Source organism: Photobacterium aphoticum (assembly GCF_001029435.1).
Taxonomy (GTDB): Bacteria; Pseudomonadota; Gammaproteobacteria; order Enterobacterales; family Vibrionaceae; genus Photobacterium; species Photobacterium aphoticum.
Genome location: NZ_LDOV01000010.1, coordinates 443098 through 460603 on the forward strand (window position 1 = coordinate 443098; position 17506 = coordinate 460603).

The 17506-nt window shown below is 48.4% G+C and carries 17 protein-coding genes; 11 read left to right on the plus strand and 6 right to left on the minus strand.

Annotated elements, in window-relative coordinates:
* Positions 1 to 24: 24 nt before the first annotated feature.
* Together ABT58_RS05980 and ABT58_RS05985 are read right to left on the minus strand one after the other, a co-directional pair.
* Positions 25 to 447, minus strand: a complete 423-nt coding sequence (locus ABT58_RS05980; protein ID WP_047873649.1) for a DUF3859 domain-containing protein — start codon at positions 445 to 447, stop codon at positions 25 to 27.
* A gap of 195 nt (positions 448 to 642) precedes the next feature.
* The gene (locus ABT58_RS05985; RefSeq protein WP_047873398.1) at positions 643 to 822 is read right to left on the minus strand and encodes a hypothetical protein; all 180 of its coding nucleotides are present in this window, start codon (positions 820 to 822) and stop codon (positions 643 to 645) included.
* Between the two features lie 134 nt (positions 823 to 956).
* On the opposite strand from ABT58_RS05985, the gene ABT58_RS05990 reads away from it, so the two are divergent.
* The gene (locus ABT58_RS05990; protein ID WP_047873399.1) at positions 957 to 1412 is read left to right on the plus strand and encodes an AraC family transcriptional regulator; all 456 of its coding nucleotides are present in this window, start codon (positions 957 to 959) and stop codon (positions 1410 to 1412) included.
* 87 nt (positions 1413 to 1499) lie between these two features.
* Here the strand turns inward: ABT58_RS05990 and ABT58_RS05995 are convergent, their stop codons facing one another.
* On the minus strand, positions 1500 to 2882 hold the full coding sequence (locus ABT58_RS05995; RefSeq protein WP_047873400.1) for an MATE family efflux transporter: 1383 nt from the start codon (positions 2880 to 2882) through the stop codon (positions 1500 to 1502).
* A 93-nt stretch (positions 2883 to 2975) separates the two neighbouring features.
* On the opposite strand from ABT58_RS05995, the gene ABT58_RS06000 reads away from it, so the two are divergent.
* Positions 2976 to 3875 (plus strand): AraC family transcriptional regulator, encoded by a 900-nt coding sequence (locus tag ABT58_RS06000; protein ID WP_047873401.1) that lies wholly within the window; start codon positions 2976 to 2978, stop codon positions 3873 to 3875.
* Between the two features lie 57 nt (positions 3876 to 3932).
* Here ABT58_RS06000 and ABT58_RS06005 read toward each other — a convergent pair whose 3' ends face one another.
* Entirely contained in the window at positions 3933 to 4703 is a 771-nt protein-coding gene (locus ABT58_RS06005) for an AraC family transcriptional regulator (protein WP_047873402.1), read from the minus strand.
* Between the two features lie 135 nt (positions 4704 to 4838).
* Here ABT58_RS06005 and ABT58_RS06010 point away from each other — a divergent pair, with 135 nt between their 5' ends.
* Positions 4839 to 6002 carry a multidrug effflux MFS transporter gene (locus tag ABT58_RS06010; protein ID WP_047873403.1) on the plus strand — a complete coding sequence of 388 codons (1164 nt, stop codon included), beginning with the start codon at positions 4839 to 4841 and terminating at the stop codon, positions 6000 to 6002.
* A 171-nt stretch (positions 6003 to 6173) separates the two neighbouring features.
* Here ABT58_RS06010 and ABT58_RS06015 read toward each other — a convergent pair whose 3' ends face one another.
* Both ABT58_RS06015 and ABT58_RS06020 read right to left on the minus strand, forming a co-directional pair.
* Positions 6174 to 7400, minus strand: a complete 1227-nt coding sequence (locus ABT58_RS06015; protein WP_053062992.1) for an NHL repeat-containing protein — start codon at positions 7398 to 7400, stop codon at positions 6174 to 6176.
* Between the two features lie 162 nt (positions 7401 to 7562).
* Positions 7563 to 7913, minus strand: a complete 351-nt coding sequence (locus ABT58_RS06020; RefSeq protein ID WP_047873651.1) for a hypothetical protein — start codon at positions 7911 to 7913, stop codon at positions 7563 to 7565.
* 653 nt (positions 7914 to 8566) lie between these two features.
* On the opposite strand from ABT58_RS06020, the gene ABT58_RS06025 reads away from it, so the two are divergent.
* From ABT58_RS06025 to ABT58_RS06060, 8 genes are all read left to right on the plus strand, one after another.
* Positions 8567 to 10477: an alpha-amylase family glycosyl hydrolase gene (locus tag ABT58_RS06025; RefSeq protein ID WP_373300146.1), complete on the plus strand. Its 1911-nt coding sequence runs from the start codon at positions 8567 to 8569 to the stop codon at positions 10475 to 10477.
* 236 nt (positions 10478 to 10713) lie between these two features.
* A complete protein-coding gene (locus tag ABT58_RS06030) occupies positions 10714 to 11661 on the plus strand; it encodes a YbgA family protein (RefSeq protein ID WP_047873405.1) in 948 nt (315 codons plus the stop codon).
* On the plus strand, positions 11651 to 12496 hold the full coding sequence (locus tag ABT58_RS06035) for a MerR family transcriptional regulator (protein WP_053062993.1): 846 nt from the start codon (positions 11651 to 11653) through the stop codon (positions 12494 to 12496). Before ABT58_RS06030 ends, ABT58_RS06035 begins: the two co-directional genes overlap by 11 nt.
* Positions 12483 to 13970 carry a deoxyribodipyrimidine photo-lyase gene (phrB, locus tag ABT58_RS06040; RefSeq protein ID WP_047873406.1) on the plus strand — a complete coding sequence of 496 codons (1488 nt, stop codon included), beginning with the start codon at positions 12483 to 12485 and terminating at the stop codon, positions 13968 to 13970. The genes ABT58_RS06035 and phrB overlap by 14 nt, the downstream gene beginning before the upstream one ends.
* A 9-nt stretch (positions 13971 to 13979) precedes the next feature.
* Entirely contained in the window at positions 13980 to 14417 is a 438-nt protein-coding gene (locus tag ABT58_RS06045) for a nuclear transport factor 2 family protein (protein WP_047873407.1), read from the plus strand.
* A 16-nt stretch (positions 14418 to 14433) separates the two neighbouring features.
* Positions 14434 to 15240 (plus strand): SDR family NAD(P)-dependent oxidoreductase, encoded by an 807-nt coding sequence (locus ABT58_RS06050; protein ID WP_082210982.1) that lies wholly within the window; start codon positions 14434 to 14436, stop codon positions 15238 to 15240.
* Complete coding sequence (locus ABT58_RS06055; protein ID WP_082210983.1) at positions 15237 to 16586, plus strand: NAD(P)/FAD-dependent oxidoreductase; 1350 nt, start codon at positions 15237 to 15239, stop codon at positions 16584 to 16586. The genes ABT58_RS06050 and ABT58_RS06055 overlap by 4 nt, the downstream gene beginning before the upstream one ends.
* 37 nt (positions 16587 to 16623) lie before the next feature.
* Positions 16624 to 17439 carry a DUF1365 domain-containing protein gene (locus ABT58_RS06060; RefSeq protein ID WP_053062994.1) on the plus strand — a complete coding sequence of 272 codons (816 nt, stop codon included), beginning with the start codon at positions 16624 to 16626 and terminating at the stop codon, positions 17437 to 17439.
* The last annotated feature ends 67 nt before the right edge of the window (positions 17440 to 17506 follow it).

Genomic DNA, 17506 nt, shown 5'->3' on the forward strand with positions numbered 1-17506 from the left:
TGCGTCGCATTTCATCGAGAAACGTTAAAAACCCCGGCGTTTCCAAAATTCCCCTTCATTACGTTCATACACATTGAAGGTCTTTTCAGCCACCACCTTGCCGTTGAGTTCCAATGTCATTCGCCAGTCGCCAATTTTATCGCTGATCGGCGCCCAGATCGTATCACCAAGATAAAAATCCCAGTCATTGGTACGCACATGCAGTTCGCCATCGAAAGGATCAAGTTCATCACCGTTGTCATCCAAAATGCCGGGGTGGTAGATGCAGTAACGGATCTTTTCGCCGCGCGCTTTTTTGATATTCACCGTAAAGCCAAACTCAATGTCGATCTCGGCGGGAATATCCGTAGTGAAGGTTTGAATTTTCGGTAAGTGTTTGGATTCAGCATCCCACGTGGAGTGAATGCCATAGGTTTCCATACTCACGACAGGTTTAGATTTGGCCATGTGGTGCGTGTCATACAAAGAAATCAAAGAGGCCATCATTATACATGGCGCTGAATGTACGCAGAAGTGGCATTACGTTAGGTGTGAAGGGAGTGAGGTCTATTCCCTTTTACTCAGACTCCCATTCAGGTCCTCATTCAAACCCTGAGGCGGGATGAATGGAGGACCGAATGAATGGAAGTCAAAGAGAATCCGTTAATCGCCGTCATCATCGTTATGGCTTTCTCTGCCATCTAACTCATTGTCTGCCGGACTGCCTTTGGCGTATTTGTTTGTCATATCGTCATCAACGGTTAAGTCTTCTTGACTTTGATCCACCAGATTATCTGCCGGATCGTTTTTTCCGTTGAACATGTTCTTCAGCCACTCAAACATAGTCTACCCTTAGTGACAGTGTCACTGTGTTGTGTGTCGGTGTGTTAAAGGTACGGTATAAGTGTAGTGGTTTAATGCTGGCCGGGTGCTTGCTTTTAAGTACGGCTGCTCGCGTTTAAGTATTGGGTGTATTGATGAAGAGCGAAGTCATAGCTGAAAAGAAACTGGCCTATGTCAGCGTTACCGGGCCATATGGCGAAAATTATGAGTCGGCGTTAGATCATCTTTACCAATGGGCCATCGAGCGGGGCATTCAAAACACGCAGTGTTTATTTATTTATCATGATGATCCGGACTTTGTTCCCCCGGAACAATGCAGAACGGATTTGTGTTTGACCGTACCCATGGAAACGACCTCTGGCGGTGATGTACAGGTGCAGCTATTGCCAGCGGGCAAATATTGGGTGATACGGAAAATAGTCAGAAGCAAAAGTGAATACAAAGACTTTTGGATATCACTGAAAAAATCGGTCAAATCACTGGGATTACAGGTCGATGATCGCCCCAGCTTTGAGTTGTACCACAGTTATGATGTGGACACCCATGTCGGCGATGTGGGCTTTTACTTAGCGATTAAAGACAAAGCATAGAGGACAGCTAAAAAATAAGGCGACCTGATGTTATCAAGCCGCCTGTTCGTGTTCTCTATGATCTTTATTTGTATCTGGCTTTGCGGATTAGATTGCCGGTTGCGCCTGTACGGTTAGGTTGTTCAGCCAACGTTGCTTTAAGTAGCGATTGAAGCACAGTGATAATTTCACCACTTCTTCTGCCAGCATCGTTAGGTAGACCGCACCGAAGCTCCATTCACCGATAAAGGCACCGTAAGCTGTTAGCGGAATACCAATCATCCACATCGCGATGAAGTCCATACGTAGGCAGAACAAGTTCTCACCGCCCGTACGTAAAATACCGTTAATGATGATCATGTTCAGCATACGGAAGCTGATACCCACAGACATCACCATCATGGCCGGTTGGGCATACGGCAGGTACTGCGGTGTATCCAAATTTAACAGTGCCAGCACATAGGTGTGGTTGATGTACAGGCAGAAGCCCACACCAATACCGATGATAATGACAAACTTGATGAAAAATTTCGTCATCGCCTGTGCCACATCAAACTCATCACGACCCAGTGACTGACCAATCAATACCGAGCAGGCCACAGAAATACCCATGAATACCGCGTAAAGTAGGGACTCAAACGGCCCGATCATGCTAAATACCGCCAGTTCTGTTGTCCCCATGTGCCCAAAGATCACTTGGTAAGTCAGGGTACCCAGTGCCCATAACATGGCATTCAATGAATGAGGGATCGCCAGTTTACGGTAAGTCATCCACAGTGTCTGGTGACGTGGAATCGCACGGCTGGTCAGTAGCCAATGCTGACGATATGCCAAGACTGCCCACATCATGATCACCTGTGCAAAACGTGCAATGGTGGTTGCCAATGCTGCACCGGCCACGCCCATCGCTGGAATGCCTAAGCCGCCTTTGATCAACAGGAAGTTCAGGGCAATATTAATGGCAATGGTGATAGCACCCAGAATCAAGGGTAGTAACGCATCGCCACTGGAACGCAGGCTAGATTCCGTTGTAATAATGATATGGGTCAAGATTAGAACAGGAAAACTGTACCACAGGTATTGCGCACCTTGCTCAATCACTTGAAAATCATTGGTTTGTAGCTGCATGATTTGTGGTGCGAAAAACGTAATGATAAAGGTCACGGGTACCATGATGGCGGCGCCGAATTTCATCGCTTGCACGGTCACGGTTTTAGCGTGCACTTTGTCATTCTTGCCCCAGTATTGAGAGACAAGTACGCCGTTTGCGGAGGCAAGACCGGCCATGATCATAATGGCTACAAAATGCCATTTAGAGGCGATGCCGACAGACGCGGTCGCGGCCTGACCAAAATCACTGACCATCAAGACATCGGCGAGCGCAAGAATAGCGACCAATGCACTTTGAATAGCAACAGGAAAAGCCAGCTTCGCCACGCGGGAAAATAGCCCGACAGGTAATGCGGTATGTGTGTTTGGTGTTGTGGTCATGATTACCTACAGATCAGAACAATGTGCAGAAAAAAGGGTTGAAACGCTTACTGATTATGCGGGCAACTATAACGAAGCAGGGATAGAAGCGACATGTTAGAAAAATCAGAAAACCTGTGCGGATCTGTCATGATGGGTTCAGCGCTTCCTGCGCAGCGTACCCAGTGGCAGGAAGTGGTCTATCTGGCAGAAGCGTGCAAGGAACGCTTTCTGACACAGTCTGATTTGCCGGAATTGATCGACAATGAATTTTTCATGGCGGGATTGGCTGACTTGGCGGAAGGTTATGAAATAGAGCGGGTGCAAACCTATCATCACACCTTGTTATTTACCCTGGAAGGGATGGGCAAACTGACCACCGCTGAGCGCGAATATAATTTAAGCCCGCATACGTTGACGGTGTTACCGATGGGAAAGCCGTTTCGTTTTGAACTGAAAGAAGCGGGCAAAAGTTGGAAGATGGCGTGGGTGTTATTGCAACCGACGGAGAAGTGGCATCCGTTAACACTCAACGGACAGCGGGTAGAACAATCGCGGGTTTGTGAACTCGTTTGGTCAGTGATGAATTTGCTACATAGCGAGATTGGCGGGCGTTCCAGTTATCGGAAACTCTTTGCCAGTGAATTGTCACGATTACTGATGGGTTCGGCCTCACTGGCCCCGTCAAACTCAGCGTTGCGCGTGCAGAGCGTGTTTAATGAGATTGAATCCCAGCTCCATTTAAACTGGACGGTGAAAGGGATCGCCAAGCAATGTTACCTGAGTACCGAACAGCTAAACCGCATCACTAAACAACTCTATCAATGCTCAACACAACAAAAGCTCATCGAGTTGCGGATGGAAAAAGCGGTCGACTTGTTACATAACCGCGAGTGGACCGTTGGCATGGTGGCTTTGCGTTTGGGCTATCAAGATCCGTTTAATTTCACCCACCGTTTTCGCCAGTATCATGGCTGTTCACCCAGAGAATACCGCAAACGCTTATTTGGATAACGAGGTCGCGGTTCGCTCCGGTGCTGATAGATTTAATACCGATAGAGCTATGTATCATTAGCCATGAATGAATTGCCGGGGTGTCTGTCCGGTATGCTGTTTGAAAAACGCAATAAAGGCGCTGTCGGAAGAAAAATCTAACGCATGCGCCACCTCACAGACGGGGCGTTGTTGTGACAGCAATTCGATGGCTTTGAGTAGTCGCCATTGCTGTCGCCAGTCCTGATAACTCATTCCCGTTTCTGTTTTAAACTGTCGTGTTATCGTTTTTGTGCTCGCACCGACATAATCTGTGAGCTTAGACAGTAACGGCGGCAGAAAGTCTTCTTTCATCATCAGTTGGCAGAATACATCAAACCGTGAACTTCTTGGTAAAGGCAACTGAAACTGCTCGCGCCGTGCTCCATGGAAACACTCCCAAAACAGCGCCGTGGTCAGTGCCATTTCCTCCTTGGGTTTATCCCACGGCCACAGTGCCATGGTGTTGATTAACGCTTTGAGCAAATCACTCACTTCCACCATCACAATCTCTGTCGGACACGCCTCAAAATCATCACAGGAGAAATAGAGCGAACGATATGCCACAACGTTAGTCATGGTCGCGCGGTGTGGGGTATGCGGTGGGATCCACACGGCTTTGGTTGGCGGCAAAACACACAGGCTGTTATCGAACGCAAAACGCATACAGCCTTGCGGGGCATACAGCAATTGGCCTTTGGTGTGCTGATGCATGCCGGAATCATGTTGGCCGACTTCTGCTGCGATGCCGACGACATGCGCATCAATGGTATCAGCGTCAAAGCGGGTGTTTTCATCAATAAAAGCCATGGGGAAATCCAAGTTGTCCGATTTTTGATGTTTTTGGTCTTTATGTTGTTAATGGGTAAATCGTAACGTCATTTACACTGCTCGCCAAGTAACAAATTGATTGAAGCGAGAATCAAAATGAGAAATAAAACAAAGATGAGAAAGGCACCGTCAATGTGGCTAATGCTGGTCATGCTAATGTTTCCGCAAATTGTCGAAACAATATATAGCCCCGCATTGGGGAATTTGGCTGATACCTTTGCTGTTAGTGATACCCAGGCGGCACAAACCTTATCGGTTTACTTTCTGGCGTTTGCCTTGGGTGTGGTGGTGTGGGGTATTGCTGCCGATAAATGGGGGCGTCGCCCCACCATGCTAGTCGGGCTTGCTCTGTATGCCGCTGCGGCAGCGGTTGCCATGTGTACTGACAGTTTCACCGTGATCATGTTGGCCCGTGCTGCCAGTGCTTTCGGTATTGCGGTGGGCTCTGTGGTAACACAAACCATGCTGCGCGATACGTACAGCGGAGAAAGCTTGGCAAAAGTCTTTAGTTTAATGGGCATGGGGATTGCCATTAGTCCGGTCGTGGGGTTGTTCTTAGGCGGGCAACTGGTGGATGCGGGCGGTTATACATTCGTGTTTGCGACGCTGCTTTTCATGGCTGCGGGACTGTGGTTGTGTAATGCCACCTTGCTGCCAGAGACACAAACCGAAAAACAACCCGTGCAATTAATGTCTCTGGGAAAGCGAATGCTCAACGATCCGCACATCTGGCGATCCGCAGGGCTTGTTGCACTGTATAACATTGCGTTGTTCAGCTATTACCAATTAGGACCGTTTGTGTTTGCTTCTATGGGATTGGATGCCGAACAATTTGGTTACAGTGGTGTGGTATTAGGTGTCAGTACGCTTGTCGGCAGTTACCTGAATCGCTGGCTGCTGTCGCGACAAATTGCGATCCAGACTATTTTGGGTGGTGCATCTGTACTCTTGCTGGTGGGCGCCATCGGTGTATTTGCGACCGAGGGTATGCGACTGTTCAATACGGTACCCTTGATGCTATTACCTATGATGCTGGTCGTGATTGCGTTTGGTTTAGCCATTCCGAATGTACTCAGCCGTGCGCTGACCGCTTATGCCAAGCAAGCTGGCAGTGCAGGGGCTATATTGGGGTTGATGTATTACCTAATGATTGGTGTAGGTTTAATGCTGGCTGGTAACCTTCAAGATCTGGGAGTGTCACTGATATTTTGCGGTATCACAGCGTTTATGGTTACGCTGTCACGCAGTAAAGCTGGCGCGCCTGTGACGACAAGCTAAAACGCATCGATTTGGCGCTAATGAATTAGCAAAAGCCTCGTAACTAATACCGCTTATAATGACAGGTTCAGGTGCTTGTATAAGAACACCTGAACCGTTTTTTTAGTGTGTTTAGGATCGTTATTGCAGCGCTAAGGTTAAGTAAGATCAAGGCTCGGGTCAGGGCTTGGGTCAAGGTTTCGCTTTGGGATTAGATTCCGGTCTGGACAGTGAGGTTTGATCAGCCGGTAAGGTGATCACTGATAACGTAAACGGGGTGGACGTTTTGGTATTGGTCATCATGACATCTCTAAAGACGGCATCAAAATTCATCACAATGATCTCATTACCCCGGATAATCACTTCGGATGGTGCATCCAGTTCACCATTTCTGCCGTCAGTGTCACCATTGCGAGCCAGTAAGGTGAGATGGCCATGCATATCAATACGGTACACCGCATTTTCAAACAGATCGGTAATGTAAATGGCGTTCGTTGCCTTATCCCACTTCATACCATCGGTCGCTGTCATACCTTGCGCAAACACTGTCGTGCCTAAATTATGGTTGTCATGACTCAAGACCGTTTTATGCACCGTCCCGTCTTCCATGATACCGGTATACAGATTGCCGCGATCATCAATCGTTAATCCATTGGCACCAAAACTCAGTGTCCCGTCTGTTACGAACCGCTCAAACAGATGGGGATCACGAGGTTGTCCATGTCTATATCGTGACACCGTCACAGGTTGAGTGGCTGTTAGTTCATTAAGATCAAATGCATACAAGCCACTGACGGTATATTCCTTGGCTTGTGTCGCTAATACCGTATCTGTCACAAACAGGGTATTACCGCGCCAAACTAAGGCATTGGGAAACATCAGGCCTTTCACCACGACATCGACATCAACGGCTTTGCCATCTTCGACATTAATGCGGAGTATGCGCGATTGCCCGACACCGCCTTCAAACCACATCTGCATATCCGCCACATAGAGATTGCCATCGGGGCCCCATGCAATGCCCATCGGTGCGACTTGTTGGGTGATTTTTGGGGCATCATTCACGCTGAAGGTGTACCAGGTAGAGAGCGCATTATCAGGTGTGATTTTTCCAATGGCGGGCCACTCCGCCGGTTTGCCGGACTGGGCGAGTAAATTATTGTGAAAGTTAGGCGAGGAGAAGTAGATGTTGCCTTGCGCATCCATGTCGGCACTGGCGGGGGAGTTGAAATGATTCGGCAACTGCATGAACAATTGGCTGCTTAACAGTGGACCTTTTACGTTTTGGTGCGAATTGGGATGCGAATCGGCAGTAGCGGCCAGAGAATGAAAAGCAGACAGAAGCGCACAAAGAAACAGGGCACTGTTAAACAAGGCGCAGTTAAACAAAGTACCGTAATGCAAACGAACGGATGTCATAAGGCCACCTTATCATTCAGATATTCAGCTTAAAAAGTATAAGCAAGCACGGTGCATTCTGCTGATAGGCGAAGGGAATTGAAGCGATGAGAGCAGGAATGAGAGCAGAAACAAAAAAGCGGACAACGTGATTGAGAATGACGTGATCCGCTTTTTGTAGAATTACTTACGCTTTGGCTGCTGGTAAGTACGGCCCGCAGCTTGGTAGACGTCTTTTTGCTTCATATCGAACATGGCAAAGAAGAACCAAGCAACAAACTTGATCACATCATCACCCACGTTCATGATCCACTCGGCGTATTCCTCTTCTTCGCCGCTCTCGTTTTCTTCCATCGAGATGTGGTAGATACGCTGTTCACCGTCAATTTCTGCAAGATTAAATTGACCTGTCAGAGAGACTGCGGCTTCAGCAACTTCTGCATCATCACAGGCTTTCAGTGCATCTAGCACTTCTGGCAGGGTGCTCTTTTCACACAAAGATTTAACCAAAGCTTCAAATTGATCATGTTGCATTTCATTTACCTCAAAAATACCCATTGGTATGAGATCCCATTGTACCAGCGGAAAGAACCGGTGAAATAACATTCTTTTATTGGAATCGGTCAGTTGTAGATTTCTTGTGCGGTGTTGAGTACGTCATTTTGCTCAGCAAAGAAAGAAATCGTCGAATTTGCTCGTAGCAGCACAAATATAGCAGTTGGTGAATCATGAAGATGAAAAGCATGAAAGGGCTAACAGAATGCTTCCATCGTTATTGCTAAACAGCGGCACAGAATAGCGCTTGGTCTCATTTTGTAGGGGGCGAAACTGGCTGAAATAACGCTTATTTTTCTGTTTTGATGCGTTAGACGACTACGCCTGTGTCTACGCCCCTTATCTACGCCCTGTTTGTAAATCGTTAGGAGGGTTTTCATGCGTACGGCGTATGAATAATGGAGGGGATCCTACATAGGGAAATGACATACAAAAACTTATAGACAGAACCTCATATTCTGGCCCCTCTAGATTCGGAGATCGACATTGTGAAACGGAATCAACGCTCGCTTATCGCTTTAGCCATCGTAGCTTCATTAACGGCTTGTAGTGCCTCAGATTCAACAATAGAAAACGCAGTCAATACCAGTACGGCACCACTTAGCGCCACGGTTTATGCCTGTGATAGCCAGATGACAGCCAAGGCTGATGATCTGCGTATCTACCAGATCATGGTGGAAAGCTTTGTGGATGGCGATAAACAGGTCGGTCATGGCACCGGCTACGGCACCAGCCATCACAAGGGCGATCTGCAAGGGATCATTGACTCGCTGGATTACATTCAATCGCTGGGCGTCAATGCCATTTGGCTAACACCGATTTTTGAATCTATTCCGGTTGAGGGGCAAGACCATTGGGCGGACAGACTTGATGCTACGGGCTACTTTGCCAGTGACTATTTCAAGATAGATCCTCGCTTTGGCACGCTAGAGCAAGCCCGTGAGCTGGTGGAACAGGCACACGCGAAAGGCTTGTATGTCTTCTTTGATGGGGTATTCGGTCATCACAAAGGCAATGTGGTGCCATCACCACAAGGTAGACTGCCTGTCGGTGAAAATAACCCGGTCAGCTACCCAGAGAGCCTGGCGTTTTACGAAGAAGTCGCCAGTTACTGGGTGAAAGAGTTAAAGATTGATGGCTGGCGTTTAGATCAAGCCTACCAAGTGCCGACCGATGCATGGAAAGCGATTCGTCAGAGCGTTGATGAAGCGTCACAGTCCGTGACTTATGTGAATAACAAAGGGGAGACCGTCCATCCTTTGGGTTACATGGTGGCTGAGATTTGGAATAACGAACGTTACATCACAGAAACCGGTTACGGCAAAGAAGGCGATCCGGCGTTGTGCTCGGCCTTTGATTTCCCGATGCGTTTCCGAGTGGTTGAAACCTTTGCGGTTAACGAAAGTGGTGTCAGCCGGAAAGGCGGCGAATGGTTGAATGACGGCATGTCACTGCACAGTCAGTATCCGGATCACGCCAAGCCGAATTTGATGTTGGGCAACCATGATGTGGTACGCTTTGGGGATCTGCTGCAACGTGGCGGTATTGCGTCACCAGAACAACCTCAATACTGGCAGCGTCATAAAGCGGCGATGTCTTTCTTAGCAGCGTATACCGGCCCAATTACCTTGTATTACGGTGAAGAAATTGGCGTTCAGGTGGATGGATTTGCACAAAAAATCAAAGAAGATTGTGCCGTGATTGGCTTGTGTGATGACCACGTGGCCCGCACCAGTGCGAAAATAGATGGCGTGACGGTGTCACTGAATGAACAGCAATCTGAGTTGAAAGGCTATGTGTCTTCATTGATGTTACTGCGTCAGCAACATCCTGCGTTATCACAAGGGGAACGTACCAATGTGATGGCGACAGAGACGGTATACGTAGACCATAAACAGGCAGACAATGAAGCGCTGTTGTATTTGGTGAGCACGACCGATAACGCGGAGTCAGTCACCTTGAAGGGCAAAGCGATTGGTTCACAAGGTGTGCTGATTGATTTGTTAACGAACGAGCGTTTTATGCCAAATAATGGGGAGTATGCGATTCCATTAACAGGTTTCGGCGCACGTTTCCTCAAGATTGACACCCCGACAGCGGCGGGTGTGATGGCGCAATCTGCTGCCTCGGTATCGCTAGTAGGTGAAGGGATCATGGCCCAATGTGATACCCCAACCGTTGAAGGCATTGGTCCGGTAGCAGAAACCTTGTACGTGGTCGGCGATTTTGCCGATGCTGGTTGGAAGCAAAAGCCGCAGCGCGCGTATCAATACAAAGGCAAGCACAATGGCAGCAACTTGTATCAAGTGGTTGTCGATGAAAAAGCGGGCGCCTACAAGATGCAATACGCCACGAAAGATTGGAGCCCACAGTTTACCGCTGATGGTATGGCACTGAAACCGGGTACCGCAAAGTCGCTGACAGCGGGTGGTTACGGTAAAGACACCGCCGTAACGTTGCCGGAAGCGGGTAAGTATGTGTGGAGCTTAACATTCAGTGATCTTGGCGAGCCTGAACAAATTATGGTGTCTAAGTGTCAGTAGCCAGTGTGTCAGTAACCTGACAAATGAGTGAAGAGATCAAACAGGTTGGGATGAATATTTGAACGTATTTATCTCACTATGTTTAAAAACAAAGCTATGCAAGTCAAAGGGGAGCGCCATGCTCCCTTTTTGTGTTTTTGAGAGGTTGTACAAAAAAAATATTTGTACAAAGTGATCCCATACGCTAACTTAAGTTGTACAAGATACATGTTTTGTACAACATGCAGGGGTGGGATATGACGATTAACGTAGGAATCAGTGCTTGTGTTTTAGGTGACAAGGTCCGCTTTGACGGCGGTCATAAGCAAAATCGTTTTGTGATTGATGAACTGGCTCAGTACATGCATTTCAAGCCAGTGTGTCCGGAAGTGGGTATCGGTATGCCTGTGCCTCGTCCTGCGATTCGATTGCTGCAATTACCCAGTGGTGAAGAGCGTCTTGTTGATACCAAGAACCACGAGATTGACCATACGGATAAAATGATTGCCTTTGCAGAGAAGAAAATCAGTCAGTTTGATGATCTGTGTGGTTACGTGGTGTGTGCAAAATCACCGACCTGTGGCATGGAGCGCGTCAAGCTGCACATTGCCAACAACAATACCGTGCCGGGTGGCGCTGTCGGTATCTACACCAAAACGCTGATGGCTAAAATGCCGTGGCTACCCATCGAAGAAGATGGTCGTTTGAATGATCCCGTTCTGCGTGAGAACTTCGTTTTCCGTGTCTTTGCGCTCAATGATTTTTATAAGAGCGTACGTGACAACTTGTCGATTGATGCCTTCGTGAAATTTCACTCTCGCTACAAACTCGTGCTGATGGCGCATTCCCCCAAAGCCTATAAAAGCATGGGGCCTTTGGTCGCCAACATTAAAGACTGGGATCTTGATGAGTTTTATCAGGTGTATCGTCAGCAATTTATGGACGCCATTAAAGAGCGTGCCAGCCGCAAAAACAAAACCAATGTTTTGATGCACCTGCAAGGGTATTTCAAACGGTCACTGACCAAAGAACAAAAGCAAGAGCTGAATGCGTTGATCCTCAGTTACAAAGAAGGCAATCAGCCATTATTGGTACCGCTCACCATGATCAAGCATTACATGCGTGAATACCCGGATCCGTATCTGCAAATTCAGACTTTTATTGACCCATACCCCGAGGAGTTAAAACTGCGCTATGGACTTTGATACAAACAACAGCACCGACGCATTCTATGCCATCAAAGATGTCTCTGAGATGACAGGGGTTAACGCGGTGACGTTGCGAGCATGGCAACGCCGTTACGGATTATTGAATCCGATGCGGACCGAGAAAGGCCATCGCTTATACAGCCAAGATGACATCAATAAGATTCATACGATTCTTGGCTGGCTGGAAAAAGGCGTCGCCATTGGCAAAGTGCGTCCTTTACTGGACGGGGATAACGCCTTTGAACTGGTGGAACAACAAGCGGGCAGTGACAGCCAGCAAGCGGCAGAGAGTTTGCTGAGTGCCTTGCACCGCTTGGATGCGAATACGTTAGATAAACAGCTCAACTTGATCATGAAAGAATATCCACTCGAGCTGTTTGAAAAACAGATTGCGCATTTAGTGGAGCAGACGGTCAATAGTGCAGAAAACCCACTAGCCAATGTTCAAGTGACATTGTGGCATAGCATGTTGAGAGAGCGCTGCCTGTCATTGGTAGCCGGCCATCGCAAGCGAAACAAAAAGCCGTGCCTGTTGTTGAGTTTCGATGCGGTACCGGCTTACCGGGTATGGCTCAAGGCGGCGCAATTGGCGAATTCAGGTTACAACGTCACGCTTCTGACGTCCTTAACGGGTAAATTAACACCGCTGGTGGCGCTGATGAAAACCTGGGATAGCCGAGATGTCTTTATTGATGGTGATAACAAGTTAGACAGACAAACAGTCAGCCAGTTAAAACAGCTGGTTGATGAATCCGAGTGTACGTTGCAGCTATCGGGCAGTATTACTTCAATCCATCCGGAGATACGGGAGTGGCATGATGAACCGACATAAACGCAAAGGACTCATGTGGTTTCGTGCGGACTTACGTACCGTCGATAACACCGCCTTGTCCTCTGCTTGTTCACGCAGTGATGAGGTGCATGCAATATTTATTGCGACCCCCATGCAATGGCATGAACACCATGTCGCGCCCATTCAAATTGATTTTATTCGTCGTCGCTTAGTGGTACTGAGCGAGCAACTGGCGGCGTTAGGGATCCCACTGTCAGTGATTGAAGTGGCGGATTTCGACGCAGTGCCTGACGCCATTCTGTCTTTTGCTAACGAACAGCAGATTGATCATGTGTACTGCAATAAACAGTACGAGTGGAACGAAATTCAACGTGATCACCACGTCGGGCAGTGTTTGCTGAATAATCAGATCAAATTCAGTGCATTTGATGATCAGTGTGTGATCCCCCCCGGTGATGTGTTAACCCAAAAGGGCGATCCTTATAAGGTGTTTACTCCGTTCCGCCGGGAGTGGATAAAGGTTTATCGTCAAAAAGATCAAGCCCCTTTGCCGCGCATCGAACCCAAACAATCTGTTTCTGATCATTCAAGTTCTGTTAATCCTGTTTCGCCGCTTACATTGGAAGGCTTGCTGACACTGACTTATCCCACCGTCGACAGCATGGCATGGCCGGTGGATGAAGAGGCAATCCGCCAGCGCTTGCTGATGTTCTGTGAAGACAAGGTGCGCGATTACCACGAAGACAGAGATACGCCGTCTATCGATGGTACCAGTCGTCTATCGCCGTATCTGGCAACGGGCATGTTGTCACCACGACAATGTATTGCGGCATTACAGCCATTTTTCCCCGATGGCATCGTGGAAGATAAACAAGGGCCGTTCTGTTGGCTGAATGAGATCATTTGGCGTGAGTTTTATCGCCATTTGATGGTGGCTTTTCCGGCCATTAGCCGTAATCAACCGTTTCAACCGTGGAGTCGTCGTTTGCCTTGGCTATCGGATGAAGCCTTACTGGCGGCCTGGCAGCAAGGTCGAACCGGCTTTCCGATTGTGGATGCGGCAATGCGTCAGTTGCTTCACACCGGTTGGATGCATAACCGATTACGCATGATCACCGCCAGTTTCCTCACTAAAGATTTGCTCATTCACTGGCAAGTCGGCGAGCAGTGGTTCAGTCGCCACCTGATTGACGGGGATCTCGCGTCTAATAATGGTGGCTGGCAATGGGCATCATCGACGGGGACTGATGCACAGCCGTATTTCCGCGTGTTTAATCCCACCACGCAAGGGGAAAAGGTTGATCCAAAAGGGGAATTTATCCGTACATGGGTGCATGAGTTACAAGACGTGCCGGATAAATACATCCACCAGCCACACGCTTGGCCAGAGGCTGTTCAAGGGAATGTGTTGCTGGATTACCCGCTTCCGATTGTAGATCACAAACAGGCACGGGTGCGGGCCATCGATATATTCAAAACCGCAAAAGAGATGCATCAAGATACCGCCACATAAGGGAAGACGATGATGGAAAGATCGGAGACGACACAGATCACTGACGACTTTGTGCGCACCTATCAGGCACTGGGAAAGGATAACCTATCGATCCTCGCGGATCTTTATCACCAGAATGTGGTGTTTGAGGATCCCGCCCACCGTGTTGAAGGGATCGAACAGCTTACACAGTATTTTGCGCGTTTATTTCAGTCGGTCACACATTGCGAGTTTCAGATCCATGAAACGATCACCGAAGGTCAGGTCGCTTACGTGCAATGGACCATGTTGTTCAGTCACCCGAAAATCGCTAAGGGTCAGCAGCGCCAAGTGAATGGCTGTTCACGATTGGCTTTTAGTGACGGAAAAGTGATTGGTCACCGCGACTACTTTGATATGGGTGAAATGATTTACGAAGGCGTGCCATTAATGGGCCCGATTGTTCGCCACATTAAAGCCAGTTTGTGACGAGGGGGGAAGGTAGATGGTCAATCAAACCGAGCAGCATTCCGATCATCCGGCAGAAAATGCGTCAGTGCATGCAGCGAAAGTTGTGTTACCAAAAAATGTGCTGATCACCGGCGCCAGTTCAGGGATCGGACGGCAGTTGGCGCTCGACTATGCCGAACAAGGCTGGACCGTGTTCGCTTGCGGGCAGAACGCCGAACGTCTCGCCCAATTAGCGAATGCGCATCAGAATATTCAAACCGTTCAGTTTGATATGACGGATCTGGCCGAGACCCAAGCTGCGCTTCAGGCCTTACCCGTGGTGCCGGCATTGATCATCTTAAACGCAGGGACGTGTGAATACATTGAGCACGGTGAAATTGATACCGACTTATTCCGTCGTGTATTTGAGGTGAATGTATTTGGCACGCTGCATTGTATTCAAGCCCTGCAAACACAGTTTGACTCGATGACACATCTTGTCTTGATGGGCTCGACGGCTTCTTATGTGCCATTGCCTCGCGCTGAAGCCTATGGGGCCTCTAAGGCAGCCATTGCTTACCTGGCGAATACATTGGCCTTGGATCTTGAACCCCAAGGTGTGACGGTGTCACTGGTCAGCCCTGGATTTGTAGAAACACCGCTTACCGATAAGAACGATTTTCCCATGCCGATGCGCGTTCCTGTGGCGTTTGCATCGGAGAAGATTCAGGCAGGGATCGCTGCCAAAAAGCGTGAAATTCATTTTCCGCTGACATTCAGTCTGTTTTTAAAGTCCATCGCATTATTACCGCTGCCGATGCAATTGTGGGTAGTAAAAAGAATGACAAGGAAATCCGCATGAAAATAGCCATTATCGGGACAGGTATTTCCAGCCTGACCTGCGCACATTATTTATCGCCTTCACATGATATTACCGTGTACGAGGCCAATGATTACATTGGTGGTCATATCGCAACTGTCGATGTATCTGTGGACAGTGGAGAGTACGCCATTGATACCGGGTTCATTGTTTTCAATGATCGGACTTATCCGAATTTTGAAAAACTGCTCACGGAGATCGGGGTAGACGGGCAACCCACCGAAATGAGTTTCAGCGTTCATAACGATACAAACGGGTTGGAATATAACGGGCACAGCCTCGCTACGCTGTTTGCACAGAAACGTAATCTACTGAATCCGACCTTTTATCGCTTTATCGCCGATATTCTGCGCTTTAACAAATTAGCTCGTCAGGTTGATCTTGAAGAAGAGACATCGCGTACTCTAGGGGAATTCCTCACTGCGCATCGTTTCAATGCGTATTTTTGCGAAAACTATATTTTACCAATGGGAGCCGCCATCTGGTCCTCGACACTGTCTGATATGAGAGGATTCCCATTGGGCTTTTTCGTCCGCTTCTTCCGTAATCACGGTTTGCTGGATATTGCTAACCGCCCGCAATGGTATGTCATTCCCGGTGGCTCCCGCGAATATGTCAAACGCTTGGTGAAGCCATTTGAAGATCGCATTCGTCTTTCTTCGCCGGTGGATGAAGTGCGCCGTGTGGATGGCAAAGTGATTGTCACCGCGTGTGGTCAGTCCGAGGTGTACGATCAGGTGATTTTTGCCAGTCACAGTAATCAAGCGTTGGATATGCTGGCCGATCCCTCTGACGATGAATCCCGCGTGTTGGCGGATTTGGCTTATCAGTCCAATGAAGTCATCCTGCATACCGATGCCCGTTTATTGCCTGAGCGCAAAGCCGCGTGGGCCGCGTGGAATTACCACCTTGGCAAAGACACTGACGGCCAACGGGATCACAAACTCGCCAGTTTGACCTACAACATGAATATTCTGCAGGGTATTGACGCGCCAGAAACGTTTTGCGTCACGCTCAATCAGTCCGAAAGCATTCAGCCCGACAAAATCCTGCGTCGCTTTGTTTACGATCACCCAGTGTTCAGTACCACCAGTTTGCACGCGCAACAGTCTCGTCATTTAGTGAATGGTCAGCAGCAGACATGGTATTGCGGCGCCTATTGGTACAACGGTTTCCATGAAGACGGGGTGAAAAGTGCCTTGGATGTGGTCGCTGGTATCGAACGTTTAGCTGGGGAATATCCAGCGTCATCGCAAACGCCGTCATCAACATCAGACCCAGAAACTCAGCCGCACATTGCTGCCATGAAGCCAGCAGACAAGTTGTAATGGTTTGAGGATGTCATTGGTGAAGAGGAAGGTTGAGATGAATAGCGCATTGTATGTAGGGACCGTCAGGCATCGGCGTTTTGCGCCCATGACTCATGAATTCAATTACCCGATGTTTATGCCGTTTATCGATCTTGATGAACTGGATCAACTGGAACGTAACGTTTTTGGTTTTGGGCGTTATTGGTATCAATTTGCTCGGGTCAAATTGACAGACTATTTGCGTGCGCCTTCCGAGCCCGTCGAAAGCGATCAGCACGATCATCGAAAAAGTGATCGAAGTAAAAGCGATCGCATGCGAGACGCACAGGCACTGAAACAGGCCATTATCGACAAAGCCGAAGCGTTGACCGGTGAGCGAGTGGAAGGCCGCGTGATGATGCTGTCGCAGATCCGCTATGCCGGGGTCTATTTCAGTCCCATCAATCTGTTTTACCTCTATGACGAACAGGGTGTCTGGAAGTCAGTGCTGGTGGAGGTGAGTAATACCCCGTGGAATGAGCGTCATTATTACGCACTGCCCGCAACGGATGATTGGCAAACCGCACAGTGGCGGGAAGAGAAGCAATTTCACGTCTCGCCATTTAACCCGATGTCACAGTATTACCAATGGCAATTGAAGGAACCGCTGAAACAGCTGTTGGTGCATTTAGATATTCATGATCAAGCGGATGATCGCAAAGTCCTTGATGCCACCATGGCAATGAAACGACAGCCTTTTACGACGGGTGTGCTATGGCGCTTATTGGCCAAGACGCCGATTCAAACACTGAAGGTCGTGATAGGCATTTATTGGCAGGCGCTGAAATTATGGCTGAAAAAGGCGCCGTTTTACGACCATCCGGTTTCTTAAGATCACCCCATTTCTTAATGATATGCAGCGGTATTGCCCTGTAAAACAAGAAAAAGATGAGGATTTC

Bases quoted from the DNA above. Each gene is read 5' to 3' on its own strand.
- ABT58_RS05980 (WP_047873649.1), bottom strand. From the start codon at position 447: ATGGCCAAATCTAAACCTGTCGTGAGTATGGAAACCTATGGCATTCAC.
- ABT58_RS05985 (WP_047873398.1), bottom strand. From the start codon at position 822: ATGTTTGAGTGGCTGAAGAACATGTTCAACGGAAAAAACGATCCGGCA.
- ABT58_RS05990 (WP_047873399.1), top strand. From the start codon at position 957: ATGAAGAGCGAAGTCATAGCTGAAAAGAAACTGGCCTATGTCAGCGTT.
- ABT58_RS05995 (WP_047873400.1), bottom strand. From the start codon at position 2,882: ATGACCACAACACCAAACACACATACCGCATTACCTGTCGGGCTATTT.
- ABT58_RS06000 (WP_047873401.1), top strand. From the start codon at position 2,976: ATGTTAGAAAAATCAGAAAACCTGTGCGGATCTGTCATGATGGGTTCA.
- ABT58_RS06005 (WP_047873402.1), bottom strand. From the start codon at position 4,703: ATGGCTTTTATTGATGAAAACACCCGCTTTGACGCTGATACCATTGAT.
- ABT58_RS06010 (WP_047873403.1), top strand. From the start codon at position 4,839: ATGAGAAAGGCACCGTCAATGTGGCTAATGCTGGTCATGCTAATGTTT.
- ABT58_RS06015 (WP_053062992.1), bottom strand. From the start codon at position 7,400: ATGACATCCGTTCGTTTGCATTACGGTACTTTGTTTAACTGCGCCTTG.
- ABT58_RS06020 (WP_047873651.1), bottom strand. From the start codon at position 7,913: ATGCAACATGATCAATTTGAAGCTTTGGTTAAATCTTTGTGTGAAAAG.
- ABT58_RS06025 (WP_373300146.1), top strand. From the start codon at position 8,567: ATGACAGCCAAGGCTGATGATCTGCGTATCTACCAGATCATGGTGGAA.
- ABT58_RS06030 (WP_047873405.1), top strand. From the start codon at position 10,714: ATGACGATTAACGTAGGAATCAGTGCTTGTGTTTTAGGTGACAAGGTC.
- ABT58_RS06035 (WP_053062993.1), top strand. From the start codon at position 11,651: ATGGACTTTGATACAAACAACAGCACCGACGCATTCTATGCCATCAAA.
- phrB (WP_047873406.1), top strand. From the start codon at position 12,483: ATGAACCGACATAAACGCAAAGGACTCATGTGGTTTCGTGCGGACTTA.
- ABT58_RS06045 (WP_047873407.1), top strand. From the start codon at position 13,980: ATGATGGAAAGATCGGAGACGACACAGATCACTGACGACTTTGTGCGC.
- ABT58_RS06050 (WP_082210982.1), top strand. From the start codon at position 14,434: ATGGTCAATCAAACCGAGCAGCATTCCGATCATCCGGCAGAAAATGCG.
- ABT58_RS06055 (WP_082210983.1), top strand. From the start codon at position 15,237: ATGAAAATAGCCATTATCGGGACAGGTATTTCCAGCCTGACCTGCGCA.
- ABT58_RS06060 (WP_053062994.1), top strand. From the start codon at position 16,624: ATGAATAGCGCATTGTATGTAGGGACCGTCAGGCATCGGCGTTTTGCG.